This is a genomic window from Kutzneria sp. 744 (genome assembly GCF_000568255.1).
In the GTDB taxonomy this organism is placed as follows: Bacteria; Actinomycetota; Actinomycetes; order Mycobacteriales; family Pseudonocardiaceae; genus Kutzneria.
In genome coordinates this window covers 3577256-3603735 of the sequence record NZ_KK037166.1, presented here as the reverse complement: position 1 = coordinate 3603735, position 26480 = coordinate 3577256, and the positions used below count along the sequence as shown (strand labels likewise).

General features: G+C 70.4%; 25 protein-coding genes and 2 pseudogenes. 17 read left to right on the top strand and 10 right to left on the bottom strand.

The genetic code is table 11. The features are described from left to right. From KUTG_RS63610 to KUTG_RS16075, 5 genes and pseudogenes are all read left to right on the top strand, one after another. Nucleotides 1–367: pseudogene (locus KUTG_RS63610) on the top strand (hypothetical protein); the annotation flags it as partial. Between the two features lie 4 nt (nucleotides 368–371). Further along, nucleotides 372–1085, top strand: coding sequence for an ABC transporter permease (locus tag KUTG_RS16090; protein WP_043717757.1), 714 nt, complete (start codon nucleotides 372–374; stop codon nucleotides 1083–1085). Between the two features lie 9 nt (nucleotides 1086–1094). Further along, entirely contained in the window at nucleotides 1095–2267 is a 1173-nt protein-coding gene (locus KUTG_RS16085; protein ID WP_052394666.1) for a sensor histidine kinase, read from the top strand. Further along, a complete protein-coding gene (locus KUTG_RS16080) occupies nucleotides 2264–2914 on the top strand; it encodes a response regulator transcription factor (protein ID WP_043717754.1) in 651 nt (216 codons plus the stop codon). The genes KUTG_RS16085 and KUTG_RS16080 overlap by 4 nt, the downstream gene beginning before the upstream one ends. 187 nt (nucleotides 2915–3101) lie before the next feature. After that, nucleotides 3102–3803: a hypothetical protein gene (locus KUTG_RS16075; protein WP_157494568.1), complete on the top strand. Its 702-nt coding sequence runs from the start codon at nucleotides 3102–3104 to the stop codon at nucleotides 3801–3803. Here KUTG_RS16075 and KUTG_RS63605 read toward each other — a convergent pair whose 3' ends face one another. Together KUTG_RS63605 and KUTG_RS63600 are read right to left on the bottom strand one after the other, a co-directional pair. Beyond that, nucleotides 3804–3995 carry an Lrp/AsnC ligand binding domain-containing protein gene (locus KUTG_RS63605; RefSeq protein ID WP_232241457.1) on the bottom strand — a complete coding sequence of 64 codons (192 nt, stop codon included), beginning with the start codon at nucleotides 3993–3995 and terminating at the stop codon, nucleotides 3804–3806. Between the two features lie 175 nt (nucleotides 3996–4170). Continuing rightward, nucleotides 4171–4728, bottom strand: a pseudogene (locus tag KUTG_RS63600) (Lrp/AsnC family transcriptional regulator); the annotation flags it as partial. Nucleotides 4729–4817: 89 nt separating this feature from the next. Here KUTG_RS63600 and KUTG_RS16065 point away from each other — a divergent pair. The 10 genes from KUTG_RS16065 (at nucleotide 4818) to KUTG_RS16020 (ending at nucleotide 15384) form a co-directional block, all read left to right on the top strand. Next, nucleotides 4818–5969: a carboxylesterase family protein gene (locus tag KUTG_RS16065; RefSeq protein WP_052394664.1), complete on the top strand. Its 1152-nt coding sequence runs from the start codon at nucleotides 4818–4820 to the stop codon at nucleotides 5967–5969. A 203-nt stretch (nucleotides 5970–6172) separates the two neighbouring features. After that, nucleotides 6173–8158, top strand: a complete 1986-nt coding sequence (locus KUTG_RS16060; RefSeq protein ID WP_084581155.1) for an MFS transporter — start codon at nucleotides 6173–6175, stop codon at nucleotides 8156–8158. 486 nt (nucleotides 8159–8644) lie between these two features. Beyond that, nucleotides 8645–8989 carry a carboxypeptidase-like regulatory domain-containing protein gene (locus KUTG_RS16055; RefSeq protein ID WP_043717751.1) on the top strand — a complete coding sequence of 115 codons (345 nt, stop codon included), beginning with the start codon at nucleotides 8645–8647 and terminating at the stop codon, nucleotides 8987–8989. A 4-nt stretch (nucleotides 8990–8993) separates the two neighbouring features. Then, nucleotides 8994–9446, top strand: coding sequence for a MarR family winged helix-turn-helix transcriptional regulator (locus KUTG_RS16050; protein WP_157494567.1), 453 nt, complete (start codon nucleotides 8994–8996; stop codon nucleotides 9444–9446). Further along, the gene (locus KUTG_RS16045; protein ID WP_043717749.1) at nucleotides 9446–10174 is read left to right on the top strand and encodes an MSCRAMM family protein; all 729 of its coding nucleotides are present in this window, start codon (nucleotides 9446–9448) and stop codon (nucleotides 10172–10174) included. Before KUTG_RS16050 ends, KUTG_RS16045 begins: the two co-directional genes overlap by 1 nt. A gap of 40 nt (nucleotides 10175–10214) precedes the next feature. Beyond that, complete coding sequence (locus tag KUTG_RS16040) at nucleotides 10215–11036, top strand: YceI family protein (protein WP_043717747.1); 822 nt, start codon at nucleotides 10215–10217, stop codon at nucleotides 11034–11036. 269 nt (nucleotides 11037–11305) lie between these two features. After that, nucleotides 11306–13543, top strand: a complete 2238-nt coding sequence (locus KUTG_RS16035) for a sensor histidine kinase (RefSeq protein ID WP_198047191.1) — start codon at nucleotides 11306–11308, stop codon at nucleotides 13541–13543. 124 nt (nucleotides 13544–13667) lie between these two features. Next, entirely contained in the window at nucleotides 13668–14087 is a 420-nt protein-coding gene (locus KUTG_RS16030) for a roadblock/LC7 domain-containing protein (protein ID WP_043717746.1), read from the top strand. Next, on the top strand, nucleotides 14084–14632 hold the full coding sequence (locus KUTG_RS16025; protein WP_043717744.1) for a GTP-binding protein: 549 nt from the start codon (nucleotides 14084–14086) through the stop codon (nucleotides 14630–14632). The genes KUTG_RS16030 and KUTG_RS16025 overlap by 4 nt, the downstream gene beginning before the upstream one ends. Continuing rightward, nucleotides 14629–15384 carry an MHYT domain-containing protein gene (locus KUTG_RS16020; protein WP_232240816.1) on the top strand — a complete coding sequence of 252 codons (756 nt, stop codon included), beginning with the start codon at nucleotides 14629–14631 and terminating at the stop codon, nucleotides 15382–15384. The genes KUTG_RS16025 and KUTG_RS16020 overlap by 4 nt, the downstream gene beginning before the upstream one ends. Before the next feature lie 21 nt (nucleotides 15385–15405). Here the strand turns inward: KUTG_RS16020 and KUTG_RS63595 are convergent, their stop codons facing one another. From KUTG_RS63595 to KUTG_RS16000, 5 genes are all read right to left on the bottom strand, one after another. After that, nucleotides 15406–16179, bottom strand: a complete 774-nt coding sequence (locus KUTG_RS63595; RefSeq protein ID WP_052394661.1) for a sensor histidine kinase — start codon at nucleotides 16177–16179, stop codon at nucleotides 15406–15408. Next, nucleotides 16080–16880, bottom strand: coding sequence for a HAMP domain-containing protein (locus tag KUTG_RS63590; RefSeq protein WP_052394660.1), 801 nt, complete (start codon nucleotides 16878–16880; stop codon nucleotides 16080–16082). Before KUTG_RS63590 ends, KUTG_RS63595 begins: the two co-directional genes overlap by 100 nt. Before the next feature lies 1 nt (nucleotide 16881). Further along, nucleotides 16882–17604 carry a response regulator transcription factor gene (locus tag KUTG_RS16010; RefSeq protein WP_043717740.1) on the bottom strand — a complete coding sequence of 241 codons (723 nt, stop codon included), beginning with the start codon at nucleotides 17602–17604 and terminating at the stop codon, nucleotides 16882–16884. A 97-nt stretch (nucleotides 17605–17701) separates the two neighbouring features. Continuing rightward, the gene (locus KUTG_RS16005) at nucleotides 17702–19939 is read right to left on the bottom strand and encodes an ArnT family glycosyltransferase (protein WP_043717738.1); all 2238 of its coding nucleotides are present in this window, start codon (nucleotides 19937–19939) and stop codon (nucleotides 17702–17704) included. After that, nucleotides 19936–21198: a bifunctional glycosyltransferase family 2/GtrA family protein gene (locus tag KUTG_RS16000; protein WP_084579371.1), complete on the bottom strand. Its 1263-nt coding sequence runs from the start codon at nucleotides 21196–21198 to the stop codon at nucleotides 19936–19938. The genes KUTG_RS16005 and KUTG_RS16000 overlap by 4 nt, the downstream gene beginning before the upstream one ends. A 245-nt stretch (nucleotides 21199–21443) precedes the next feature. Here KUTG_RS16000 and KUTG_RS53500 point away from each other — a divergent pair, with 245 nt between their 5' ends. Further along, entirely contained in the window at nucleotides 21444–22175 is a 732-nt protein-coding gene (locus KUTG_RS53500) for a COG4315 family predicted lipoprotein (protein WP_063753528.1), read from the top strand. A gap of 197 nt (nucleotides 22176–22372) precedes the next feature. Here KUTG_RS53500 and KUTG_RS53495 read toward each other — a convergent pair whose 3' ends face one another. The 3 genes from KUTG_RS53495 to KUTG_RS15980 all read right to left on the bottom strand — a co-directional run bounded on the left by KUTG_RS53495 (nucleotide 22373) and on the right by KUTG_RS15980 (nucleotide 24803). Further along, complete coding sequence (locus KUTG_RS53495; protein ID WP_052394656.1) at nucleotides 22373–22882, bottom strand: RNA polymerase sigma factor; 510 nt, start codon at nucleotides 22880–22882, stop codon at nucleotides 22373–22375. Between the two features lie 358 nt (nucleotides 22883–23240). After that, complete coding sequence (locus KUTG_RS15985; protein WP_063753527.1) at nucleotides 23241–23696, bottom strand: MarR family winged helix-turn-helix transcriptional regulator; 456 nt, start codon at nucleotides 23694–23696, stop codon at nucleotides 23241–23243. Between the two features lie 435 nt (nucleotides 23697–24131). After that, nucleotides 24132–24803, bottom strand: a complete 672-nt coding sequence (locus KUTG_RS15980) for a DUF1345 domain-containing protein (RefSeq protein WP_157494566.1) — start codon at nucleotides 24801–24803, stop codon at nucleotides 24132–24134. Between the two features lie 689 nt (nucleotides 24804–25492). On the opposite strand from KUTG_RS15980, the gene KUTG_RS15975 reads away from it, so the two are divergent. Further along, the coding region (locus KUTG_RS15975) for an AAA family ATPase (protein WP_043729544.1) at nucleotides 25493–26480 on the top strand (988 nt) is incomplete at its 3' end.

Sequence of the window (26480 nt, the reverse complement as noted above, 5' to 3'; positions counted from 1 at the left end):
GTTCGTGTCCTCCCACCTGCTCAACGAGATGGCCGTGCTGGCCGACGCCCTGGTGGTGATCGGGCAGGGCCGGCTGGTCGCCGCCGAGACCACGGACTCGTTCGTCGCCCGCAACTCCCGGCCCGAGGTGCTGGTCCGCCCGGCCGACCCCGGCCTGCTGGCGGATCTGCTGGTCCGGGCCGGTTTCCGGGTGGTCCCGCACCCGGACGGCTCGCTCGTCGTCGCCACGCACGACACCGACGCCATCGCCACCATCGCGATGCGTGCCGGGATCGTGCTCCGTGAGCTGACCATCCGTCACAGCAGCCTGGAGGACGCGTTCTTCACCGCGACCGCCGGCGCCGCGCAGTTCCGTGGGAGGGCCTGACCCGATGCTCGACGCTGTCCGCTACGAGTTCGTCCGACTCCGCTCGCTGCGCTCCACGTGGGTGCTGTTCGCGACCGGGCCGGTGATCCAGTTCCTGTTCGCCCTCATCTGGGCCACACACCACGACATGCCCGTGCAGACCCGGTTCGACAACGCCTTCCTCGGCCTCTTCCTGGTGCTGGCCCTGCTGCCCGCGATGGCCGTCGGGGTCGCCGCGTTCGGCCACGAGTACCGGTACCGCACCATCGTCACCACCACGTTGACGCTGCGCACACCGGCTCGCATCCTCGGTGCCAAGGCCGTCGTGATCGCGCTGTTCGCCGCCGTCTCCGGCGCGGCGCTGGTCGCCGTCACGCTGCTGGCCGAGGTCGTCGGCGGCACGGCGTTCACCGACGGCGGCGCCATCGCGCAGGCGTTCGCCGGGACCGTCGTCTTCGCCGTGCTCAGCTCGCTGCTCGGACTCGGCGTCGCCGCCGTCACCCGCAACGCCACGGTCGCGCTGGTCGCCATGATCGCCTTCCCGACCATCATCGAGACGCTGCTGGCGCTGGGCAAGGTCGACCCGTCGCTGATCCCGTTCTCCTCGGCGGCCAAGCTCATCACCACCGGCCGTGATCAACTAGCCGCTGGCGCTTGGTCCTCGCCGCTGGCGCTGCTCGTGCTGGCCACGGCGTTCCTGGCCGCCAGCTGGGTGACGCTACGCCGCCGCGACGCCTAGGGTTGCGGCGTGAAGAAGTTCGTGTCCTGGTTGGACGGTCCGCACGGGACCCTGCTCCGTGACGCCGTGGTGGCCGCTTTTGTCGGCTGGCTCACCGTCTCCGAGGCGCACAGCAGCTCGTACGGACTGCTCCCGGACGGCCCGGCGGCGATCGCGGTGGCCGTCGTCGGTTCGGCGGTGCTGGTCGTGCGCACTCGTTTCCCTTGCACGGTCGCACTTCTGGCCACGTTGGTCCAGGTGTTCGACGGCGCGTTCGTGCCGATCGTGTTCGCCGTCTACACGCTGGCGGTGAAGTGGGGCACCACCCGTGCCACGTGGTTGATCTCGGCCTGGTCGGCGATGGCGCTGTTGCTGCCGTGGCGGCCCGGCTTCCAGCTGTCCTTCGCGTACCGGTTCGACGGCCCCGATGTGCTGTTGGTGCTGGTCGTGCCGCTGGTCATGGTCGGTTTCCCGCTGCTGCTCGGGCTGTGGGTCGGGCAGCGCCGGCAGCTGGTCGCCAGCCTCCGGGACCGGGCCCGGCAGGCCGAGCTGGAACGGGACATGCTCGCCGTGAAGGCCGTCGCCGACGAGCGCACCCGGATCGCCCGCGAGCTGCACGACGTCGTCGCCCACCGGGTCAGCCAGATCACCGTGCAGGCCGGGGCCTACACCATGTCGTCCAACACGGAGACGGCCGAGTTCGCCGAGAGCATCCGCAAGACCGGGGCCGCCGCCATGGAGGAGCTGCGGGAGCTGCTCGGCGTGCTGCGGCGGGAAGACGCCGAGGACGGCGACGCCGCGCCCAAGCATCCCCAGCCGACCCTGGCCGCCGCGTGCGAGCTGATCACCGAGGCCACCGCCGCCGGGCAACACGTGCGGGCCGATCTGCCCGACAAGCTGCCGGAAGTGCCCGGCACCACCGCTCGTGCCGTGTACTGGTTGCTGCACGAGTCCCTGATCAACGCCGGCAAGCACGCCCCCGGCTCGGACATCTCGGTGAGCCTGCGTGATCATGACGGTCAGCTGGACGTGCGCGTGGCCAACTCCGTCGGCCTGCCTCGCGCCACACCCGTGCCCCGCTCGGGTTTCGGCCTGATCGGCATGCGGGAGCGGGTGGTGCTGTCCGGCGGAACCCTCGCCGCCGGGCCCGCGCCCGGCGGCGGTTTCGAGGTGGCCGCCACGTTTCCGAAGGAGCCCCGGTGATCAAGGCCGTGTTGCTGGAGGACGAGGAACTGGTCCGCCTCGGCATCAAGATGATTCTGGAGAGCAGCGGCCGCGTGGAGGTCGTGGCCGACCGCGACGACGGCGTCGACGCGGTGGACCTGGTCCAGGAGCTGCGTCCGGACGTCGTGGTCACCGACATTCGGATGCCCACCGTGGACGGTCTGGAGGTCACCCGCCGCCTGCACACGCTGTCGGGGCCGCCGCCGATCCTGCTGCTCACCACGTTCGACCTCGACGAGTACGTCTACGAGGCCCTCGGCGCCGGCGCCGCCGGATTCCTGCTCAAGGACACCCCGCCGCGGGACCTCATCCGTGGCGTCGAGATGGTCGCCGCCGGCAACGCGGTGTTGGCCCCGTCCGTCCTGAAGCGCATGGCCGTCCGCTATTCCGGTGGTGTGGTGGCGAAGCAGGCCGCGGCACAGGCCCGTCTGGACACTCTGACCGACCGTGAGCGCGAGGTCGTGCTGGCCGTGGCGACCGGGGCCGGCAACACCGAGATCGCCACCCGGCTGGAGGTCAGCGAGGCCACCGTCAAGGTCCACGTCAGCCGGGCCATGACCAAGCTCGGCCTGGACAACCGGACCCAGTTGGCCATCCTGGCCTTCCAGGCCGGCGCAGCCGGGTGACCCCTGGTGACGGAACTGCCGCCGCCCGGTACAGTCCGTGGCAAGGCACACGCGGGTGCCGAGCGGCGTCACATCCCCGGCTTCGGTGACGCTCCTCGTTGAAGGGTTTCTGCTCAGCCCACCGCGTCCTCCTCCCCACCGTGTGTGGGCGCGCCGCGCCGGGCGGCGCGTCTCGAGGACGCCTCCCATGCCCCGTCATTCCCCGTTGGTCGCCTCCGTCGCCCGCCTGCGCCGTCCCTACACCGGTGAGCCCCAGTGGGCCGTCGAGCCCGAGGTCGGCGGCGCGCTGGCCGACCTTTCCCCGTTGGAGCTGGCCCATCTCCTCGGCCAGGCCTCCGGTCCCATGCCCGATCGCGTGCGCCGCCTGGTCCTGCCCGACGCCGTCGACCCCGTCCAGCAGTCGTTGGAGGCGGCCGTGTTCTGCGCCGCCTCGACCATCGCCCGCCCCGTGTTCTGGATGGTGCAGCCCCGTCACGACCAGATCCGACTGTCCCTCATGCCCGACGTCGCCGCCGAACTGGTCCAGGCCCTGTACTTTCTGGTGCCGTCGCTGGTTTCCCGCCCCATCGGCATGCACGTGTTCCTGGAGCTCGGGCCGGCCACCGTGGTCCTCACCGGCACCGGCTCCGACCGTTGGGCGTCGTTGATGGACGGCTTCGCGCCCTCCGCCGCCCCCACCCTGCCGTCGGCCCTCGATCCGCTGCTGAGCTGCCTGCTGCGCCGGATCTGTTTGTTCCCTTCGCCTCCGCGGGTCGAGTCCGACGAACTCCGCTGGCAGGACGGCCCTTCCGCCGAGTGGATCGCCGCCGCCCTGGCCCACCCCATCACGGGCCTGCCGGTCCCGATGACCTTGACGCTGGCCGCTCAGTCGCCGACAAACACGCGGTAACTACGAACGGATCAGACCGGTGCGCTTCATCGTGGTCAGGATCGGGGTCACCTCGGTGCCGACGCTGCTGTCGACCCCGCCGCCGGTCAGAAACCCGTACAGCGCAGCGAGATCGGCGGCGGCGACGGCGACGAGGAGGTTGGCCCGGCCGGTGGTGGCGGCGACGAAGCGAACCTCGGGGTGCTGGCTCAGGGGCCTCGCCGGTGGCGTTCAGCTCGCCGGGGGCGACGTTGAGCCACAGCATGGCTTCCCCGTGCACACCGAGCAGGGCCAGGTCCACCTCGATCGCCAGCCGCAGGCTCGCGCCGCGAACCAGGGCGTCGACCCGCCGCCGCGCGGTGACGGCGGAAGTTCCGGCGCCGGCGGCCAGATCGGTGTAGCTGGCCCGGCCGTCGGCGGTCAGGCCGGCGATCAGGGCCTCGTCGACGTCGTGGTGGGTGGGCGGAACCAGGTATCCGGCCGGGATGGAAGGCTTCCCGGGCTCGCCAGTCCATCGGAAAGCCGTGGGGAAGACCCGGAGCATCGTGTACGAGGTCCAGGACTCGACGGCGGCGGTGGCCGGCAGATCCCGTAGCAGCAACAGGTTCCGGGCCTCGGCGCCGTGCAGCATGAACTGGGCGCAGATCTCGTCGCCGCCACCGATGATGTCGACGGCGATGGTGTCGGGCCGCCGGGCCAGCACGGCGGCGACGGCGCGGATGCGGTTGGGCTGGCAGCGGATCCGCAGGGCCATGGGGATGAGCCCGGGGAAGTGCATGGGGTTGCGCACGACGGTGGCGCGCAGAGTGCCGTCCTGGAACAGCGGCAGCGCCCGCCGGACGACGGTCCGCTCGGAGATCCCCAGCTCGGCGCCCACGGCCCGCCACGAGGCGCGCGGGGAGGCCAGCAGCACGGCCACGATCCGCCGCTCGGTCTCGTCCAGCATTTGTCGCACAATCACCTCCACGGGCCGAATCGTGTCGCAGATACTGAACAAAACTACCCAAGAACACCGTAAAGCTCTAGACCGGTGGCATGGACGTGAACACGACGACGGGGCCGGTCCGGGGCGCGACGAACGGAAAGGTCACGGCCTTCCGGGGCATCCCCTACGCGACGGCGGAGCGGTTCCGGCCGCCGACCCCGCACCCGGCCTGGACGGAATCGCGGGACGCGACGAAACCGGGCCCCGCGGCCCCGCAGCTCCAGTCCCGGCTGTCGTGGGTGATGGGTGAGCGCGAACTGGACTGGGCCGAGGACGGCTGCCTCAACCTCAACGTGTGGACGACCGGCGCCACCGCGAAAAAGGCCGTCCTGGTGTGGTTCCACGGCGGCGGCTTCACCAGCGGCTCGGGCGGCTGGGACTGGTACGACGGCACGAACCTGGCCGGGCACAACGACATCGTGGTGGTCACGGCCAACTACCGCCTGGGTGCACTCGGCTACCTCTACAAGCCGGAGCTCGGCGCGGACAACCTCGGCCCGCAGGACCAGGGGGCGGTGCTGCGCTGGGTGCACGACAACATCGCGGCCTTCGGCGGCGACCCGGACCAGATCACCGTCGGCGGCCAGTCGGCCGGGGCGTACTCGGCGCTGTACCTGGCGATCGACCCGGCGACCAAGGACCTGGTGCACCGTCTGGTGCTGGAGAGCGGTCCCTGGGCGTTGCCGCCGACCGACCCGGCAACGGCCGCGAAAACCGCCGACCGATTCCTCGACGCCCTGGGCGAGGATCCGGAGAAGGCGACCGCCGAGCAGATCCTGGCGACGGTGCCGAAGCTGGCCGAGCCGGGCATGGCCGCGCCGCCGCTGATGCCGGTGTTGGGCGGGGCCGGCTACCCGAGGCCCTGGACCGATGCCGATCTCTCCGGCCTCGACGTGCTGATCGGCCACACCAAGGACGAGATGGTCGCCTTCGGTGGTGGCCCCGACATCTTCGAGCAGGGCGTGCACGAGATCGCCAAGGCTGCCAACGGTTTCGCCTACCGCTTCGACCGGTCGGGCCCGCTGGGCGCCCCGCACTGCGTGGAGCTGCCGTATCTGTTCGGCACGTTCGAGGCGTTCCGGGGCAGCCCGATGATGGACCTGAAGGCCGCCGAGACCGACTTCGGCACGGCTGTGGCCGACTTCACCAGGACCGGCGACCCCGGTTGGAACCGCTACCCGGAGTTCCGGCACTTCGTGTGACCGCGGCGACATGAGCCCCTCGTGCGGAATGACCAAGGCGCCTTGATAGTTGTGCGAAGCAACAATTTCGGTTAGCCTACGTCAAGCAAGTTCCGCACGAGGGGAGGGACCCGTTGTCGACGGCCCAGCACGCCAAGGCGCCGATCCAGGCGGCCTTGGGTCCGCGCTACAAGTGGATCGCGCTGTCCAACACCACGTTGGGCATGCTGATGGCGACCATCAACTCGTCCATCGTGCTGATCGCACTGCCGGACATCTTCAAGGGCATCGGGATCAACCCGCTCGCGCCCGACAACACCAGCTACCTGCTGTGGATGATGATGGGCTTCCTCGTCGTCACCGCGGTGCTGGTGGTCAGTTTCGGCCGGCTCGGCGACATGTACGGCCGGGTCAAGATGTACAACATGGGCTTCGCGATCTTCGCGGTGTCCTCCGTCCTGCTGTCGGTCACGTGGTTCGACGGCACGAACGCGGCCCTGTGGCTGATCGGCTGGCGCGTGGTGCAGGGCGTCGGCGGCGCCTTCCTGATGGCCAACTCCAGCGCCATCCTCACCGACGCCTTCCCGGCCAACCAGCGCGGCACGGCCCTGGGTCTCAACGCGGTGGCCGCCATCGCCGGCTCCTTCCTCGGCCTGGTCCTCGGCGGCGTGCTCGCCCCCGTCGACTGGCACCTGGTCTTCATCGTCTCCGCCCCGTTCGGCGTCTTCGGCACCATCTGGGCGTACCTCAAGCTGCACGACAACGGCCTGCGCCAGAAGGCCAAGATGGACTGGTGGGGCAACATCACCTTCGCGGTGGGCCTCATCGTGGTGCTGGTCGCGATCACCTACGGCATCCAGCCCTACGGCGACTCCAGCATGGGCTGGGGCAACCCCTGGGTCTACGGCTCGCTGATCGGCGGCGTGCTGGTGCTGGTCGCCTTCGGCGTCATCGAGACGAAGGTCGCCAACCCGCTGTTCAACCTGAGCCTGTTCAAGATCAGGGCGTTCACCGCGGGCAACGTCGCCAACCTGCTGGCCTCGCTCGGCCGTGGCGGCCTGCAGTTCGTGCTGATCATCTGGCTGCAGGGCATCTGGCTGCCGCAGCACGGCTACAGCTTCGAGTCGACGCCGCTGTGGGCCGGCATCTACATGCTGCCGCTGACCGTCGGCTTCCTCGTCTCCGCGCCGCTGTCCGGCGTGCTGTCGGACCGTCTGGGCGCCCGCGCCTTCACCACCGGCGGCATGCTGATCACTGCGGCCAGCTTCGTGGCGCTGATCGTGCTGCCGGTCGACTTCAACTACTGGGTGTTCGCGGTCATCCTGCTGGTCAACGGCCTCGGCATGGGCCTGTTCTCCTCGCCCAACCGGGCGGACGTGATGAACAGCCTGCCCACCAACGCCCGCGGCGTCGGGGCCGGCATGACCGCCACCTTCCAGAACTCCGCGATGGTGCTGTCCATCGGCATCTTCTTCAGCCTGATCATCGCCGGCCTGTCGGCCAGCCTGCCCAGCACGCTGTCCAACGGCCTGGTGTCCAACGGCGTGCCTCAGGCCGCCGCCGACCAGGTGGCCTCGCTGCCCGCGGTCGGTGTGCTGTTCGCGGCGTTCCTCGGCTACAACCCGATCCAGCAGCTGCTCGGCCCGGTGCTCCAGCAGCTGCCGGCCGACAAGGCCAGCTTCCTGACCGGCCGCAGCTTCTTCCCGAGTCTCATCTCCGGGCCGTTCCAGCAGGGCCTTCAGGTCGTGTTCTGGTTCGCGGTGGCGGCCTGCGTGGTCGCGGCCGTGGCGTCCTGGCTGGTCGGCAAGCGCAACAAGGCGATCCTGCCGGAGCCGGTGGGCGAGGAGCTGGCCGCGGTCGCCGGTGAAGGCGCCTTCGGCGATGTCGACCTGGTCATTCCGGTCGGCACGGTGGTGCTGGCCGGCCGAGTGCACACCCTCAGCGGTTCGGGCATCGGCGGCGCGGTGATCACCGTGACCGGCCTCGACGGCTCGCAGGTCGACCGCGTGCCGGTCGGCACCGACGGCCGCTACGAGCTGGTCGACCTGCGCAAGGGCACGTACACGCTGATCGTCACGGCCGCCGGCTACCGCCCGGCCGCCGGCACGTTCACCGTGACCGACACGGTCGGCGCGCAGGACTTCGAGCTGGCCGGCGGCGGGCTGATCGCCGGCAGGAGGTTTATGTGGACGAAACTGTACTCACTTTAGTGAACATGATTAGGCCCGATGACCACGCTGCGATAGTTGTCATAAGACATCAATGGCATACCGGAATTGCAATATGCATTTCCCCGTAGCGGCCGACCGCCTCAGGGCCCGCTGCATCGTTATATCCATTTAAGCAAATTCTTGTTGTCCTTAGGTCGAGGAGTCACCGTTGTTATCATGCCAAATGTTTTTGCCACCCTTTGTCTATGCCAAACAATTTACCGTAGCCGCTCGTGAGCGAAGTAGAAGGGCCATCGTACAGAGCAAGCCTATTGTTGCAACCTCTCCGCACCTGGTGGACTCTAACGCAGCTCCAATAATCTGTTAGCGGCTCCCGCTTAATGACTTTGCCCTCACCATGATCGAGGAGACTCGACAGGCCTACTACGTACGGGTTTGGGGGGTCGTTAGATTTTAACCACGGGGACCTTTTAATGCAGCTATGGCGGCAGGTACCGGATCGAGGGCCTGCCCGACGGCGACGCCGTGCTGACCGCCAGCGCGTCCGGCTACGAGCCGACCGCCGAGCCGGTGGGCGTCTCGGCCACGCGTCCGTCTACTGTGGACTTGAATCTGCCGGTGCAGGCCGTGGTGCACGGCGTGGTCACCGCGCCCGACGGCCCGGCGGTGGCCGGCGCGACCGTGACCGCGGTGGACGGCGACGGCCGGGTCGTGGCCAGCGCCGTGACCGGGACGGACGGCAGCTATCGGCTGACCGGGCTGCCCAGCGGCGACTACACGGTGGTGACCAGCGTGTACGAGCCGGTCGCCGTGCGGGTCAGCGCCCGTGCGGGTGAACTGTCCACTGCAGACGTGGTCTTCGGGAGGTGACGTCGTGGCGCCCAACGTAGTGCGTGACGACGACCTCGCCGGCCGGTTGCAGTTGGCCATCAGCGCCATCTCGCACCGGATGAAGACCCACGCCGCCAGCGACGAGCTGACGCCGACCCGGCTGGTCACCCTGGCCGCCGTGGCCGAGCACGGGCCGCTGCGCATCAGCGACCTGGCCGACCGGGTCGGCATCAGCGCCGCCACCATGTCGCGGCTGGTGGACTGGCTGGTCGAGCACCGGTTGCTGACCAGGACGTGCAGCACCAAGGACCTGCGGGTCAGCAACGTCGCGCTGAGCCCGGAGGGGGAGGGCCTGCTGGAGCGGATGCGCGGCGTCCGCACCGGCTACCTCGCCGAGCGGATCAGCCGGCTGCCAGCCGATCAGGTGCGTGCGCTGGCCGGAGCGCTCGAGGTGCTGGAGGATTTCGCGACGGGCTCGGAACAGGAGCGGCACTGATGGACTCCTCGCTCATTCGCGGCAGGGTGGTCGGCGCGGACGGCGCGCTGATCGGCCGGGCCGCGCTCACGCTGATCGACTCGGCGGGGCGGCAGGTCGGCCGGACCTCCTCGGAGGTCGACGGCACGTACCACTTCAACGTGGCGGCCAGCGGCGGCCACGTGCTGATCGTGACGGCGCCCGGCCACCAGCCGCAGGCCGTCACCGTGATGGTGGAACCCAACGGCGCGCGGGTGGACGTGATGCTGTCCGGCACCAGCGGGCTGTCCGGCCTCGTGCACTCCGCCGGCGGCACCCCGGTGCCCTCGGCCGCGGTCACGCTGGCCGACGGTCGCGGCGAGGTCGTCGCCTCCCGCGTCACGGGGGCCGACGGCGCCTACACGTTCGACGACCTGGTGGCCGGCAGCTACACCCTCGCCGTCAGCGCCCCCGCGCTGCGCCCGGTCGCCATGACCGTGGCCGTGCCCGCCACCGGCCGCGTCACGCAGGACGTGGAGCTGGCCGGCGGCGCCCGCGTGCGGGGTGTCGTGCGCACCAACGACAGCGGCCGCCCCGTCGAGGCCCGCGTGACGCTGGTCGACGCGGCCGGCACGGTCATCGCCGCCACCAGCACCGAGACCGACGGCAGCTACGTCTTCGAGGACGTGCCCGAGGGCGACTACACGATCATCGCCACGGCTACCCGCCGGCGGCCGGCGCCCTGCGGATCGGTGGCGGCAACTCAGTAGCCGGCACGACATCGAGTTGAGTTTCTAAAGGGGATTCGCCATGAGCCAAGGCGTCAACGCGCTGGTGCGCACCGGCGACGGCTGGGCCGTGCAGCACGCGGTGCTCACCGTCACCGACCTGTCCGGCAACCAGGTCGCCCGCAGCGGGGCCGACCAGGACGGCGCGGTCAGCACCGACGCGCTGCCCGCCGGCACGTACACCGCGATCCTCACCGCCGCCGGCTACTCGCCGGTCGCCCGCACCGCGATGGTCACCGCCAGCGGCTCCGCCCCGCTCGGCACCATCACCCTCGACCGCGTCGGCGGCGTCGAGATGCCGCCGCCCGGCGTGTGGACCATCGACCCCGCGCACTCGTCGATCACCGTCGTCGCGCGGCACCTGGGCATGTCCAGCGTGCGCGGCCGGTTCGACGACTTCGTCGGCACCGTCGAGGTCGCCCACCCGGTCGAGCGATCCTCGGTTTCCGCGGTGATCCAGGCCGCCAGCGTCGACACCAACAGCAAGATGCGCGACGACCACCTGCGCTCCAAGGACTTCCTCAACGTCGAGCTGCACCCGGTGATCACCTATCGCAGCACCGGGCTGGCCCAGCTCAGCGAGGAGCGCTGGGCGCTGGACGGCGAGCTGACCCTCAACGGCGTCACCCGCCCCGTGCAGCTGGATCTGACCTACCTCGGCACCGGCCCCGACGCCTGGGGCGGCACCCGTGCCGCCTTCCATGCCGTGACCGAGCTGCACCGTGACGACTTCGCCATCACGTACAACCAGGTGCTGCGGGCCGGCATCGGGGCCATCGGCGCGACGTTGCGGGTGGAGATCGACATCCAGGCCGTGCGGGGCGACACCCTGCCCGGCGCCTGACACCTCGCTCGCGAAGGCCCCCTCCCAGGTGGAGGGGGCCTTTTTGCGTCCGCCGGCGTGGCTACCGAACGTCACATCGGTTTGTCCGTGTGTAAGTCTGCCGTGAGTGACCTGGGGCTCCGCCATTTGTTACCAGACAAGGAGTCTCTGTCACCTGTAAGTGTGATCAACGGGCCTGGGGCTAGCACTCTTCGTGACATTGAGTTAGGAATGTCGCCTGATCGAGGTCGTGCCCCTCGTCTATGGGGCAACAGCGACGAGCCGAGGAAGTGATCGTGTTGACGGCCTCCAGTGCGCGTCACGAACTGGCGGTTCGCACTATCGGGTGGCGGCTGCGCCGCGTCGCGGACTGGCCACTGCGCACCAAGCTGGCGGTGGTGCTGCTGACGCCCACGGTCGTCGCCGTGGTGCTGGGCGCCGCCCAGGTCGGCGCAGCGCTGACCCTCGCCGGACAGGCGGCCGAGCTCAGCGGCCTGGTGGCGGTGCAGGACCGCGCGACGGTGGTGGCGCACGGTCTGCAAGGGGAGCGGGACCTCGCGGTCGTGCCGGGTGCGGCCCGGCCCGACCTCGACGCCGCGCGGGCACAGGTCGACGGCGCGGTCGCGGCGTTCGACGTGGCACTCGCCGCCAATCCGGACGTCGCCGCCGCGGACGATGTCGCGGCTGCCGATCGGCAGCTGCGCAACCTGGCCGCGACGCGGCAGGCCGCCGACTCGGGCGGCGGCGGACGGCTCACGGTGCTCGACGAGTACTCCGCGATCATGTTCGAGCCGCTGCTCGCGTTCGGCGTGACCGAACAGGACGACGCCGGTGATCCACTGGTCAGCACCAGCGCGTCCGCGCTGACCGCGGTGGGCAAGACCATCGAGCAGGTGCAGATCGAGAAGACCGTGCTCGCCGCGGCGACGGCGGGCTTCAGCCTGCCGGCCGGCGGGATCGGCCGGGTTCGCGTGGCCGGCGCGCTGGCCGACGTCGCCCTCGGCGAACTGCGGCAGAACCTCACGCCGGACCGGCGGGGCGGATATGCCGACACGGTCGGCGTGACGGCATTGGCCCAGCTCGCCCAGCTCCGCGACGACGCGGTGGCCCGCGTCGAGTCGGGCCGGCCGCCCGGACTGTCGGCGCCGGCGTGGCAGCAGGCGGCGCAGTCGGTGACCGGCCGGCTGACCACGTTCGAGAGGTCGCTGTCGGAGTCGCTGCGCGGCGCGGTCGACGGCCTCGGCGTCTCGTCGAGGACGAGCTCGCTGCGCGACACCGCGTTGATCATCGGCGCGCTGCTGGTGGGACTGGCCATCGCGCTGTACTTCGCCGCGACCATGATCAATCCACTGTGGACGCTGCGGCGGCGGGCGCTGGAGATCGCCGAGTGCGAGCTGCCCGGCGTGATCGACCGGATCGCCCACGACGAGGTCGGGGCCCGCCGGCAGCGGCCGGCCCCGGTCGAGGTCACCACCACCGAGGAGATCGGACAGGTGGCGCGGGCCTTCGACGAGGTGCACTCGGCCGCGGTGCGGCTGGCGGTCGAGCAGGCGGCTCTGCGGCACAGCGTCAACGAGATCTTCGTGAACCTGTCCCTGCGCACCCAGAGCCTGGTGCAGAGCCAGCTGAAGATGATCGACGTCATGGAGGCCGACGAGCTGGACCCCGACCAGCTGGACCGGCTGTTCAAGCTGGACCACCTGGCCACCCGGATGCGGCGCAACAGCGAGAACCTGCTGGTGCTGGCCGGCGCCGACCTGCGCCGGTCGACCAGCCGGCCGGTGTCGATCGCCGACCTGCTGCGGGCCGCGGTGTCCGAGATCGAGCAGTACAACCGGATCGCGCTGGCGCTCACACCGGAGGCGGTGGTGATCGGCTCCGCGGTCAGCGACATCGTGCACCTGCTGGCCGAGCTGCTGGACAACGCCACGTGCTACTCGCCGCCGGACACCCGGATCTCCGTGACGTGCACCGAGGATCCCGACGGCGCGCTGCTCATCTGCGTGGCCGACGAGGGCGTCGGCCTGCCGGCGGCCGAACTCGCCGCGCTCAACCGGCAGCTGGCCGTCGAGGCGCCGATCGAGGCCGTGTCGTCGCGGCGGATGGGCCTGTTCGTGGTGAGCCGGCTCGCCGCCCGCCGGCGGATCGCCGTGCGGCTGCGGCCGAACCTCGGCGCCGGCACGATCGCCGAGGTCGTGCTGCCGGCCGATCTGCTGCGCCCGGGCGACCCGCCGCCGGACACCACGGCCTCGCCGCCTGTGACGGAAGTGCCCCAGCAGCGCAACTTCGCGATGGCCACAGTGATCGCCGCGCGACGGCGCTTCGTCGAGATCGGCGGGAACCCGCCGCCGAACCGCCCGCCGCGCCGCCGCCCGAGGAGCCCGCGTGGCCGCCGGACGAGCCGGTCGAGGGCACTCCCCTCTACGAGGCCGTCGCCTCGGCGTGGTTCCGGTCCAGCGACCGGAGGAAGGACGACCGCGACTGGCGCACCGACTTCGACCAGGTCTGGCACACCGGCGACGCCCTGAGCAGCCCGGTCGCCGGCGGCCTGACCGCGGCCGGCCTGCCCCGCCGTGTGAAGGGCGCGTTGCTGCTGCGCGGCAGCGTGCCCAAGACAGCCGAGCAGCACCACACCACTGGAAGGGCAACACCGTGACATCCCCGAAGCTGTCCACATCGGACGAATTCACCTGGCTGCTCAGCTCGTTCACCCGGGGTACCCCGGGCGCCGCGCACACCGTCGTGGTCTCCAGCGACGGGCTGCTGCTCAGCGCCTCCGACTCGCTGCCGCGCGACCGCGCGGACCAGCTGTCCGCGGTGGTGTCGGGGCTGCAGAGCCTCACCAACGGCGCGGCGGTCCTGTTCGAAGGGGGCGAGGTCGACCAGACGGTGGTCGAGATGCGTCGCGGACTGCTGCTGACGATGACCGTCAGCGAGGGCTCGTGTCTGGCCGTGCTGGCCTCGCCGGACAGCGACATCGGCGTGCTCGCCTACGAGATGACCGCGCTGCGGCAGAAGGTCGGGCGGCTGCTGACGCCCGAGCTGAGAGCCGATGTGGAGGCGACGACGTGACCGTCGCGACGGTGTACTCCAAAGTCGTGGTCACCGGCGGCTTCGCCGTCGGCAAGACGGCGTTCGTCGCGGCGGCGTCGGAGATCGAGCCACTGACCACCGAAGCCGAGATCACCGTGGAGGCCGGCGCCAAGCCCACCACCACGATGGCGCTGGACTTCGGCCGCGTCACGCTGGACGAGGGGGCGGCGCTGTACTTGTTCGGCACGCCCGGCCAGCCCCGGTTCTGGTTCATGTGGGACGACATCGTCCGCGGCGCCATCGGTGCGGTGGTGCTGGTGGACGAGGCCCGGCCGGCCGAGTCGCTCGCCGCGGTCGACCACTTCGAGCGGTTCGGCGTGCCCTTCGTGGTCGCGGTCGACCGCAGCCAGGGCGTCGGGGCCCATACCGTGGACGAGGTTCGCGCGGCGTTGCGGCTGCTGCCCGTGGTGCCGGTCGTGCACTGCGACGTGCGCGAACGCGGCGCCGTGCGGGACGTGTTGACCGATCTCGTCGAGCACGCGACGCGGCGGTGGTCGCCGGCGTCCGAACAGGGGCCGTCATGACTGACATGCAGCAGATGTCGATGGGCGTGTGGACCCTGCTGCTGGCCTGCGCCACGTCGTTCGCCGGAGCGTTGATCGGACTGTCCTGCGCGGCCCGCGCCCGTCTGGAGCGCGGCCGGCAGGTCGCCGTGCTGTGGACGGCCGGCGCCGCGGTCGCCATCGGCGGCGTGGCGATCTGGCTCATGCACTTCATCGCCATGTACGGCTTCGCCGTTGATGGCAGCCCGGTGCGCTACTCGGTGGGGCTGACGGTGTTGTCGGCGGTCGTCAGCATCGGCGTCGTCGGACTCGGGCTGTCGCTCGTGACCCTGCGGCGGTCCACCGGCCCACGGCTGCTGTGCGCCGGCGCACTGACCGGCATCGGTGTGGCGTTCATGCACTACCTGGGCATGGCCGCGGTGCGTTTCCAGGGCGACATCGTCTACGACCCGCTGCTGGTGGCCCTGTCCCTGGTCGTCGCCGTGGTCGCGGCCACGGCGGCGCTGTGGTTCACGATGGTCGTGCGTACCACGGCGGCCCGGCTCGGAGCCGGCGCCGCCATGGCCGTCGCCGTGACCGGGATGCACTACACCGGCATGGCCGCCGTGCACGTCGTGATGATCCCCGCCCGATCCGTGCCGGCCGCGGTCGACGGGTTCGACCTGGTGTTCCCGGTCTTCCTGGTCAGCGGGCTGGTGATCGCCGGCCTGCAGTGGGCACTGTTCACCACCGGCGAGCCGGGCGCGACCCGTCGCCGTCCGGTGGCCCCGTGACACGCATGGCGTGAGGACCGGTCAGGCGGGAGCCAACAGGACGCGGAAGCGGGTGCCGGTGGAGGAGGTGGTCAACAGCTCTATGCGGCCGGAGTGGGCTTCGAGGATGGCGGCGGTGATGGCGAGGCCGAGGCCGGAGCCGCCGCTGGCGCGGGAGCGGGCCTGGTCGGCGCGGTAGAAGCGGTCGAAGACGAGTTTGCCCTGGTCGGAGGGGATGCCGGGGCCGGTGTCGACGACCTCCAGCACGGCGAAGCGGGAGGTCTTGGGCAGCTCGCCGCCGGCGACGGCGACGGCGGAGTTGCTGGGGCGGGTGCGTTCCTGCCGGACGGCGACCCGCACGGAGGCGTCGGCCGGGGTGTGGGTGACGGCGTTGGTGACGAGGTTCATGACGACCTGCCGGAGCTTGTCCTCGTCGCCGATGACGCGGACGGCGCCGTGCGGGGCGTCGAGCACGATGTCCCGCGAGGGAGTGGCGGCGCGGGCGTCGTGCACGGCGTCGGCGGCGACGACGAGGAGGTCGACCTCGGCGAAGTCGAGGGAACGCTCCTGGTCGAGGCGGGCCAACATGAGCAGGTCCTCGACCAGCAGGCCCATCCGGATGGCCTCGCTCTCGATGCGGGCCATCAGCCGCTCGACGTCGGTATCGGACGGCGCGCCGCCGCGCCGGTAGAGCTCGGCGAAGCCACGGATGGAGGTCAGCGGAGTCCGCAGCTCGTGGGAGGCGTCGGCGACGAAGCGCCGCAGCCGCTGCTCGGACTGGGCGGAGTCGGTGAGGGCGGCGGAGATCCGGGCCACATGACGTTCAGGGACGAACCGAGGCGGCCGGTCTCGGTGCGCGGATCGGTGTCGGCGACCCGGCGGTCGAGCTCGCCGGCGGCGATGGCCTGCGCGGTGTGCTCGATCCGGGTCAGCGGACGCAGCCCGATCCGGACGACGATCAGCCCGGTCAGTCCGAGCAGCAGCAACAGCACCGCCCCGGAGGCGACCTCGATCCACGCCTGATTGACCACAGTGGACTCGGTGTCGTTCAGCATCGCCGCCACGGCAACGGTTCCGCCGTCGGGCTGCCACCGGTTCGGCGCCTGCACGGCGACGATCACCCGCCAGGTCGAGTTGCCGGTCACGTCCTGGGTCATGAACGGCTGCTGGCCGTGCTGGCGCACCGAGTCGAGCGTCATCGACGGCAGCTGCGGCATCACCGTCTCGTTCAGGTCCGGTGTCGCCTGGTAGCCGGGACTGCCGTCGGGATCGAAGAAGTAGATGCGGAAGCTCGTCGGCAGCGACGGATAGTTGTTGGTGGGCAGCGGATGCGGCGGCGGCCGGTTCCGGTCCACCGACTTGGCCGCGTTTTCGGTCAGCTGCGCGTCGATGCGGCCGAGCAGCGACTGCCGCAGCAGAAGTCCCGTCACCACGCCGAACAGCGCCAGCCCGACCGCCGCGAACGCCAGCAGCGACACGAGCAGCCGGGTGCGCAGCGTCCAGGAGCCGCGGGCCATGTCAGACTTCGGCCCGAGGCAGCCGAAGGGTGTAGCCGACGCCCCGAATCGTGTGCAGCAGCGGCTGACCCGAACCGTCGATCTTGCGCCGCAGGTACGAGATGTACGACTCGACGATCCGGCTGTCGCCGCCGAAGTCGTAGTTCCACACGCGATCCAGGATCTGCGTCTTGCTCACCACCTTCTCCGCGTTGACCAGAAGGTAGCGCAGCAGGTTGAACTCGGTGGGGGACAAGCGGATCTCACGGCCGTCGCGGCGCACCTCGTGGGCGTCCTCGTCCAGCTCCAGGTCGGCGTAGCGCAGCCGGCCGTCGTTGGGCTCGGGATCGTCGAGGGCGTGCGTGCGGCGCAGGATGGCCCGCAGCCGCAGCACGACCTCCTCCAGGCTGAACGGCTTGGTCACGTAGTCGTCGCCGCCGGCGGTGAGTCCGGCGATGCGGTCCTCGACGGCGTCGCGGGCGGTCAGGAACAGCACCGGCACCCGGTTGTTGCCGGCACGCAGCATGCGGGCCAGCGTGAACCCGTCGTAGTCGGGCAGCATCACGTCCAGCACGACGATGTCCGGTCTGACCTGGGCCGCCGTGGACAGCGCCGCCACACCGCAGTCGGCGGCGTGCACGTCGAAGCCGCTCAGCCGCAGCGCGGCCGACAGCAGCTCCAGGATGTTCGGCTCGTCGTCGACGACAAGGACGGTCGCCGGCGGCCCCGCGGTCGCAGTGTCCACCGGGCCAGCATGGTCGGCCAACCTGTGAGGTCGCTGGGAGGAACCTGTGAACAGCGGCGGGACCGCCCGTACGGGGGATCCCGCCGCTCGATCTGTCCTATTTGGCCAGACAGTCGTACAGGGTCTGGGTGCCGCCACCGTACGCGGAAGCCGGCACCACCTTGCAGTTCTGCTGCACCCACTGCGTGCGCTCCTGGGAGACACCGCCGCCCCGGCCGCCGAAGCCGCCGCCCTCCAGCACAAAGCCGAGGTGACCTTGGCTTTGCCACTGCTTGAGCAGATCCACGCTGGGCGCGTCGTCGGTGCCCATGAAGCCGCCCATGCCGATCACCGTGACGTCGCTGTTGACGATGAACGTCTCGGACGCCATGGCGCCGCCCTCGACGGCCAGCTTGACCGTGGCGTCGGGAGCGTTCTTGGTGACGTAGTCGAGGATCTTCTGGTCCTCGGCCGTGAGCGTGCTGCCGCCCCGACCACCGCCACCGCGGAAGCGTTGTTCCAGCTGCTCCAACTGTTCCGGCGTGGGCTGCTGGCCACCTGGAAAGCCCTGGAAGCCGCCCTGACCGCCGGCACCGCCGCCACGACGGCCACCACCCGCACCGCCGCCGAAACCACCAAAGCCGCCGCCGGGCGGCCCGGCAGTCGCGAGGCCGCCCGGACCACCGGCGCTACCAGAGTCGACCGCCGCGGCCGCCGACCACACACCCGGTGCGAGCAGCACGGCCACGATGCCGAGCACCGCGGCGATGCGAGCGCCACCCGCGTTGAGCAGCTTGGCCAGCACGAGGCCGATCACCGAGATCACGGCCACGATCGCCACCGCGTAGCGGAGCCAGCCGTTCCACGACGTGTCCCGCGACACCAGCACCCACGCCCACACCGCCGTGATCACGATGCCGGCCGGCAGCAGCAGCCAGCTGACGCCGACCGGGTGCCGATAATGCCGCCACAGCAGGGCAAGCCCCGCGCCGGCGAGCGCGGCGACGGCCGGGCCCAACTGCGTGGTGTAGTACTGGTGGAAGATGCCCTGCTGGAAGCTGAACACCAGGCTCAGCACGATCAGCCAGGTGCCCCACATGAACCAGCCGGCCCGCCGTTGGTGATCAGCGGGGAGACGGCGACGCCACGAGAACACCCCGACCACCGCGACCACCGCCAGCACGAACAGCCCCAGCGGCATCAGCCAGCTGATCTGGCCGCCGACCTGCTCGCCGAACATGCGCGTGATGCCGTTGCCCTCGGCGAAGCCACCGAAGCCACCTCCGCCGCCCCGGCCCCCGCCGCCGGGAAAACCACCGCCACCGCCCGGGAATCCGCCCGCGCCACCTGTTCCGCCGCCAGGGAAACCGCCTGCGCCGCCAGCCGCGCCGCCGCCTGTCCCACCGGGAAAGCCGCCTGCGCCGCCCGATGCCGCGCCACCCCCTGCACCGCCGGGAAAGCCGCCGCCAGCACCGCCGCCGCCGCCGCGGCCGACACCCTCGCCGAACACCCGCCCCAGCCCGTTGTAACCGAAGATCAGCGACAGCTCACCGCCGTCAGTGCTGCCACCCACGTACGGCTTCGGGCTCGGCCACACGACCGTGAGCAGCACCCACCAGAACGAGCTCACCAGCAGCACACCGCCGGCCGCCACCAGATCCCCGATCCGCCGGCCCCAGGAAGCGTTGCGCCCGAACAGGTATCCCACCGCCAACGCCGGCACGATCATCCACGCCGCCAGGCTCTTGGTCAGGAAGCCGCAGCCCACCCAGAAAGCGGCTTGTAGCAACCACTTCGTCGCGCTACGGGTGGGAATCCCGGCCTCCACCGACCGTGTGAACGCGTACGCCGCGGCCACGCACAACAGTGTCAGTGCGGCATCGGGGTTGTTCACCCGGTCGATCGCCACGGTGATCGGCGTCAACGCCAACGCGGCGGCGGCGATCAGCGCGACGTTCTCGCCGGCCCAGCGGCGAACGGTGCGGTGCAACAGGAACACTGCCGCCACGCCCTCGATCGCCTGCGGCAGCGCCAAGGCCCAGGCGTGCCAGCCGAAGATCCACACCGACACGACCTGCGGCCACAGGCCCATCGGCGGCTTGTCCACGGTGACCACGCCGGCCGGGTCGAACGAGCCGAACACGAAGTTGGTCAGGCCCTGCGACATGGACTTCACGGCCGCCGAGTAGAACTCGTTGCCCCAGCCGGATCCCCAGATGTCCCACCCGTACAGCACGGTGGCGCCCACCAGGATCGCCCCCAGCGCGTACGAACGCCACCGCGGCCGAAGGCCCGGCGACTCCTCGGGAGTCGCCGGGCCGGCCGGTGGCGCGGACGCTTGCGCGGCCGTCGTCATGCGTTTCCTTCCTTGACGGTGTTCTTGAAGACCCAGGCGCGCAGCAGCACGAACCGGGCCGCGGTGCCGATCAGCGAGGACGCCAGCAGCACCAGCAGTTCCAACCCCTTCGACGCGGTCGGGTCGAAGGCCCCGAGCGCGAGCAGCGCGCCTGAGGTGAAGGCGTAGTAGAGGGCGAAGACGATCAGCCCCTGCAGGTGGATCCGGCCGGTCGAGCCGGCGGACCGCAGGAAGGTGAAGCGCCGGTTGGCCTCCGTGTTCAGCAGCGTCGTCACCGTCAACGCCACGAAGTTCGCCACCAGCGCCGGCCACCAGGTCCGCATGATCCCGTACAGCGCCAGGTTGGCCACCGTGGACACCGCGCCGATCGCCGCGAACGACAAAAGCTGCCACAGCAGGCCGGTTTCCCGCCGGGCCACCACGGCGTCCGGGTGCTCCGGGCGCGGCGCGGGCCGCCGGGGGAGACCGTCGACCTTGGCCGAGCCGGTGGCCTTGGCGCGGGCGACGCGGATCAGGCCGCGGATGTCCTCGGTGGCGGTCTTGGCCACGTGCACGCGGGTGTCGATGTCCTCGACCCAGTCCACCGGCACCTCGTGCACCCGCAGCCCGTTGTGCTCGGCCAGCAGCAGCAGCTCGGTGTCGAAGAACCAGGAGTCGTCGGCGATGTGCGGCAGCAGCCGTCGGACCACGTCGGTGCGCGCCGCCTTGAAGCCGCACTGGGCGTCGGAGAACTTGGCGCCGTGCGAGAGCCGGATCATCGCGTTGTAACAGCGGGAGATCATCTCCCGCTTGGGGCCGCGGATGGTGCGCGAGCCCGGGGCCAGCCGCGACCCGATCGCCACGTCGGAATGGCCGTTGACCAGCGGCGCGACCAGCGGCAGCAGCGCGTTCAGGCCGGTCGACAGGTCCACGTCCATGTAGACGACGATGTCGGCGTCGCTCCAGCCCCAGGCCTTGCGCAGCGCCAGGCCGCGGCCCTTGCGGTCCAGGTGCAGCACGCGCACGCCGGGGAACTTGTCGGCCAGCTCGTTGGCGACTTCCAGGGTGGCGTCGGTGCTGGCGTTGTCGGCGACCGTGATCGTCCACTCGAACGGGAACTGCTCGGTGAGGAAGCCGTGCAGCGTCTCCACGCACCCGGGCAGCGAGCGCTCCTCGTTGTAGACCGGAACGACGATGTCCACGGTCGCGGTTCTGCCCACCGACCAGTGCCCCGACTCGGCACTCGTGTCGGTGTCGCCGCGAACGGCCGCTCCACTCATGTCAGACCACCTGACCCCAGTCGCGGTACGGCTCTGGATCGAGCCCACGTTCAGGTATGGCGGCCGTCTGTGCGAGCACGCTGGACGCATCCTTGGAGGAACCTGGGAGTCGGTCACAGCCGGGTGAACATCACGCCCCGTGACCGATACGCCTGATCTTTTTCTCACCGGCGGGTGAACCGCTCAGGGGTGGGCGTCGTAATCGTGGGCAGCAAGGCACCACTCCCTACACACGGAGGCTTCTCGTGACTCGAGGCCGTCGTATCGCGATCGGTATCGCCAGCGGCCTGACCGCCGTGACCGCACTGACCTGGCTCGGCATCCAGGAGCTCGGGGCGACTCAGTCCGGCCCCGGCTCGGTGACGAACGCCGCCGCACAGTCCCCGGTCACCGTGCAGTTGGGTGACCCGTCCAACCCGAGCGGCAGCCCGGCGGCGCCGACCACCTCGGCCAACAACGCCGGGGCGCCCGCCGCCAACGCCCTCGGGCCGGCACAGCTGGCGGCGACGACGATTCCCAAGATGGGTTCCGTCATCGAGGACAGCAAGGGTTTCGTGCTCTACCGCTTCGACAAGGACGCGCCCGGCAAGCCGTCCGCCTGCCTGGACAAGTGCGCGCTGATCTGGCCGCCGGTGCTGACCAACGGCGCCCCGGCGATCTCCGGCGTCGACCCGGCGCTGGTGGGCACGGTCGCCCGGCCCGACGGCACCATGCAGGTGACCGTCGCCGGTTGGCCGGTCTACAACTTCTCCAACGAGAAGGAGCCCGGCAAGTGGGCCGGCCAGGCCGTCGGCAACACCTGGTGGGTCATCGACTCGGCCGGCAAGAAGAACCTGACCTGCGTGCCGGCCACCCCGCCGCCCGCTCCGACCGTGCCGGCGGCCCCGCCCGCCGCGGACAACCCCGGCGCCGGCACCGCGGGCACCGACCCGAACGGCAACACCGGAACCGGCAACACCGGAACCGGCGGCTACTGACCGACTCCGCAGGGGCCACTGACAAACCCCCGCGAGTCCCGCTCTCCAACACAGCGAAATACGGTTTCAAGCACAAGCGCCGTCCGCATCCAGCGGACGGCGCTTGTGTGCCCACCGCGAGTCCCGCTCACCAGCAGCCCTGTGTCGAGTTCCGTGACTCGACATTCAGTTGCCCGAGAGCGGGACTCGCGGTGGTGTCACCGGGCCCAGGACTTGATCTTGCCGCGGACGCGGTGGATGGCGGTCTGGGTGGCACGGGGAGTGGTGCCGAGCATGCGGGCGATATCGCTGTGCGCGTGGCCGTTGGCGACCAGGGCGACCAGTTCCCGCTCGTAGGCGGTGAGGCGGGGAAGGGTGGAGGCGACCCAGTCGGCCTCGGCGCGGTCGCAGGTGAGCTCGGCGGGGTCGGCGGCGGCCAGCGGGTCGAGCTTGGTGTGGGAGTGGGCCCTGGTGGCGGTGGAGCGGCGGCGGGCTTCGTCGACGCACAGCCGCTTCACGACGGTCACCAGGAACGGGTGCAAACGGTCCAGGTCCAGCTCGGAGAAGTGCGCGGCGCGCAGCAGGGCGTCGTGGACTATGTCCTCGGCCTGCCCCGTGCCCGCGGTGTGCCGTGCCGCGATTCCGACCAGCTGCGGTCGGACCTTGGCGTACTCCTCCCAGAACCGGGCCGGGACCTCAGCGGTCTGGCCCGGTGACTGCTGTCGCATTGCCGTCCTCTCGTAGGCACAACAGGAAGAAGTTGCGAATTCATTGAGCTTCGCGAAAAAATCTCCCGTGGCGCACGGCACTGTGCACCCCGCTTGTGTCTACGGTGTAACAACGTTTGCTGTCACTGCCGGTAGGCCGTTATCTACGTCACGTGACAACTGGTCGGTCCGGCCGCTTGCTCACCCTTTCGGGTGACGTTTGGTGAGGATGGCGGTTCGCCGTGCGTAGACCCGGTGGAACGACAAGTTCCACGCAGACCAGGTGTCCGGTGTGGTGGCAGGGACCACGCCGGTTGCCTGACCGGTGGGCTGGTGTGGTGGCAGGGACCACGCCAGCCCATCCTGCGTCTCCGGGGTCCTACCGGTAGTTCTCGAACAGCTTGAGCAGCAGTCGGTGCAGCTCCTCGCACTCCTCCGGCGTGAGCGGCGCCAGCATCTCCGCGTTCATCCGCTCCACGTCGACCAGTCGCTGCCGCAGCGCCTTGGCGCCGGCCGGGGTCGGCATCACGGCGTAGCGCCGCCGGTCCCGCTCGTCCCGCTTGCGGTTGGCCAGGCCGGCCTTCTCCAGATCGTCCAGCAGCGCGACGAGATCGCTGGCGTCGATGCCGAGCCGCTCGCTGATCTCCTTCTGCGACGACGCCCCGTTGTCCTCCAGCGAGGCCAGGATCATCAGGTGCTGCGCGCGTAGATCGTGCTCGAACTGGGAGCCGGCCAGTCGGCGCCATTGCTTGGCCAGGTGCACGAACAGGAAACTGGGTAGCCGCAGCATCCGTTCCGGAAGCGCCAGCAGGTCGGTCCGGTCCGGGGTGCCCATGGCCGTGATTATACGGACCTCCCATGTTGGGGCGACCCCACGAAGTGGCGCGCAGTGGAGATCGACTGTGGTGTTGATCACATGTGGCTAACGGCCCATGGCCTCGATGGCGAACTTGCATAGTGGGCGTTCGAACAAACGCTTTCTGCGCACTTGTGCGCAGTCAAGGCGCTCCTCGGGTAGCTTTTCGATGGCCGATCGCCAGGATTCCCGGCCCCGGGGCTTGCTCTCTGCGCCGGATGCCCTAGGCTGGTCTCAGATCGAACAACAGACCTCCCGTCACCCCTCCCCCCTGGTGACGGGAAACCGGAGCCCCCGCCTTTGGCGGGGGCTCCGTGCTTCTCAGGCAATAGTGTCCGCGCACGGAGCTGGGTTGTCCGCGCACGGAGCCGGATTGTCCGCGCACGGAGCAGAGTTGTCCGCGCACGGAGCTGGTTAGCGCAGAACGTTCACCGCCCGCGCCACCACCAGCACGACGATCACCAGCGACACCATCGACTGGGCCATCATCGCCAGCTTCGCCCACGGTCGCATCGGCAGCACGTCGGTCGGGCTGAACGCGGTGGCGTTGGTGAACGACAGGTACAGGTAGTCCACGTACCAGGGCTCCCAGTCCTTCGGCGCCAGCTCGGGGCTCGACATCTGTGGGAACAGGAAGTCCGGGAACTCGCGCGCGCCCATCGCCCGCAGCCCCGGCCCGCCCCGGTCGAACTCCCAGTACCAGAGCGCGAACACGATGACGTTGGTGACGTAGATGTCCGCGCCGGTGGTCAGCAGCTCCAGGGCGTTGTCGCCGATGGTGCCGTCCAGGATGTGCCGGACCAGCTGCACGCCGTTGAGGGCGTTGGCCGCGCTCACCAGCAGCGCCACCACCAGCCCGATCCGCCGCTCGGCCGCGCTGTGCTTGCTGATCCGCCCCGGGTTGGCGATCAGCAGCGCCACCATCAGCGTGAACGTCAGCGAGGGCAGCAGCCACCACGGCAGGAACGTCATGGTCTGCGGCAGCGGCAGCTGGAGGGCCAGCGCGACGGCGATGGCGCCGGCCACGGCCCAGCGCTGCTCGGTCTGCGTCTCCCGCTGCCAGGCGGGAGTCTCCGGTTCGGTCACCCGGACATGGTGGCCGTCCCGGCCCGGACACGCAGACGGGCGGGGTGCTCCTAGGAGCGCCCCGCCCGTCACGTTAGCGGCCGACCAGTAGGTCGCCTCTCGGCGAGTTACGCAGCACGGCTCCAGCCGAACGGTATTCCGTGCCCGTGGTTTCAGATGCGGCCCGGGGGACACGTACTGGTCAACCACTGCCTACAACGGTACGTGGCGCGGTCTTGTTCCCGCATCCCTCGGGAGGTGCAAACGCCCACGTGACCATGATCACGGAGGGTGGTGGTTTACCCGCCCAACCCCCGCGAGTCCCGCTCTCGGGCAGCCATGGCGCAGGTTCCGTCGCTTCCCCTCCCCGGACGCGGCGGCCCGATCCGCCCGGGTTCTCGGTCAGGGTGTGGCCGGAAATGGAGGTTTCCGGGTCGTGGGAGTGCGTTGACAAATGGGGGTCAGGACGGTGTTGTTGGGGCATGACCGCCATCGCGAACCGGGTGTGCAACGGCGTCGTTACGCGTGTGTTGCACTGTCCCCGCTGATCGTCTGCCCAGGTCCGGGGCACGCCCGAATTGGTGGACTACCGACGAAAGTCGTAGGCCGTACTGCCTAGCGGCTCACACGAATACGCGGTTGGAATACCGGTGTGTGGCCGATCAGAATGGTGGAGTACCAACTCTGCCCTGCGGTTGAGGTACCACATCATGAATGATCCTGGCCCGGTTGGACGTGGCGAGCTCCTGCGCTCGGCACGGGAACTGCTGGCGGGTGGGAGCGTGCTGTTCTGCGGCCCCGCCGGCATCGGCAAGTCGACGCTGCTGGCGGCGCTCGCGGGCGCCGACGGCGGCGGGACTGTGCTGCGCTGCGCGCCGGCCGAGTCGGACCGAAGACTTCCCTTCGTCTGCCTGATCGACCTGCTCGCGGACGTCACGGACGACGTCCTCGCGAGGCTGCCCGCGCCGCTGCGGGCCGCGCTGGAGGCGGCGCTGCTGCGCGGCGAGCACCCGACGTCGGACCAGAGCCGGCTCGGGGTGCGCTTGGCCGTGCTCCAGGTGTTGCAGCTGCTGTCGGACCGGGCGCCGGTCACATTGGTGATCGACGACCTCCAGTGGGTGGACCGGCCCAGCGCCGAGGTGCTGGCCTTCGTCGCCCGCCGGCTGACCGGGGACCGGCTGCGCGTGCTGGCCGCCGAGCGCGTGCCGGACGGTGAGCAGCCGCTGCACCGCAACCTGTGCCCGCCGGATGTGGCCGAACTGCCGGTGCCGCCGCTGACTCCCCGCGACGTCGCCCGGTTGTTGCTGCGGGACAACGGAGTTCTGCTGCCGCACGGCTCCGTGCTGCAGATCCACCAGCTGGCCGACGGCAATCCCTTCTACGCCTTGGAACTGGGCCGGGCCGTGCTGCGCTCCGGAGTCCCGGAGAGCCCCGGTCGTCCGCTGCCGGTGCCGCGTCGGCTGCGGGCGCTGCTGCTGGACCGGCTCGGCGAGCTGAGCGAACGTGCCCAGGCCACGCTGCTGTTGGCCAGCGCCGCGACCCGGCCGAGCCTCACCTTGCTGCGGGCGGCCGGACGGCCCGACGCCGCCGAGGACCTGGTCGCCGCCGAGCGGTGCGATCTGGCCGTGGCCGACGACGACGGCATTGTGCGGTTCAGACATCCGCTCATCCGAGCGGCCATCTACGCCGAGGCCCCCT

Bases quoted from the DNA above. Each gene is read 5' to 3' on its own strand.
- KUTG_RS16090 (WP_043717757.1), top strand. From the start codon at position 372: ATGCTCGACGCTGTCCGCTACGAGTTCGTCCGACTCCGCTCGCTGCGC.
- KUTG_RS16000 (WP_084579371.1), bottom strand. From the start codon at position 21,198: ATGAGTGGAGCGGCCGTTCGCGGCGACACCGACACGAGTGCCGAGTCG.
- KUTG_RS16045 (WP_043717749.1), top strand. From the start codon at position 9,446: ATGGACTCCTCGCTCATTCGCGGCAGGGTGGTCGGCGCGGACGGCGCG.
- KUTG_RS16040 (WP_043717747.1), top strand. From the start codon at position 10,215: ATGAGCCAAGGCGTCAACGCGCTGGTGCGCACCGGCGACGGCTGGGCC.
- KUTG_RS16075 (WP_157494568.1), top strand. From the start codon at position 3,102: ATGCCCCGTCATTCCCCGTTGGTCGCCTCCGTCGCCCGCCTGCGCCGT.
- KUTG_RS53495 (WP_052394656.1), bottom strand. From the start codon at position 22,882: ATGCGACAGCAGTCACCGGGCCAGACCGCTGAGGTCCCGGCCCGGTTC.
- KUTG_RS63590 (WP_052394660.1), bottom strand. From the start codon at position 16,880: ATGGCCCGCGGCTCCTGGACGCTGCGCACCCGGCTGCTCGTGTCGCTG.
- KUTG_RS16060 (WP_084581155.1), top strand. From the start codon at position 6,173: ATGCTGATGGCGACCATCAACTCGTCCATCGTGCTGATCGCACTGCCG.
- KUTG_RS16005 (WP_043717738.1), bottom strand. From the start codon at position 19,939: ATGACGACGGCCGCGCAAGCGTCCGCGCCACCGGCCGGCCCGGCGACT.
- KUTG_RS16065 (WP_052394664.1), top strand. From the start codon at position 4,818: ATGGACGTGAACACGACGACGGGGCCGGTCCGGGGCGCGACGAACGGA.
- KUTG_RS16020 (WP_232240816.1), top strand. From the start codon at position 14,629: ATGACTGACATGCAGCAGATGTCGATGGGCGTGTGGACCCTGCTGCTG.
- KUTG_RS15985 (WP_063753527.1), bottom strand. From the start codon at position 23,696: ATGGGCACCCCGGACCGGACCGACCTGCTGGCGCTTCCGGAACGGATG.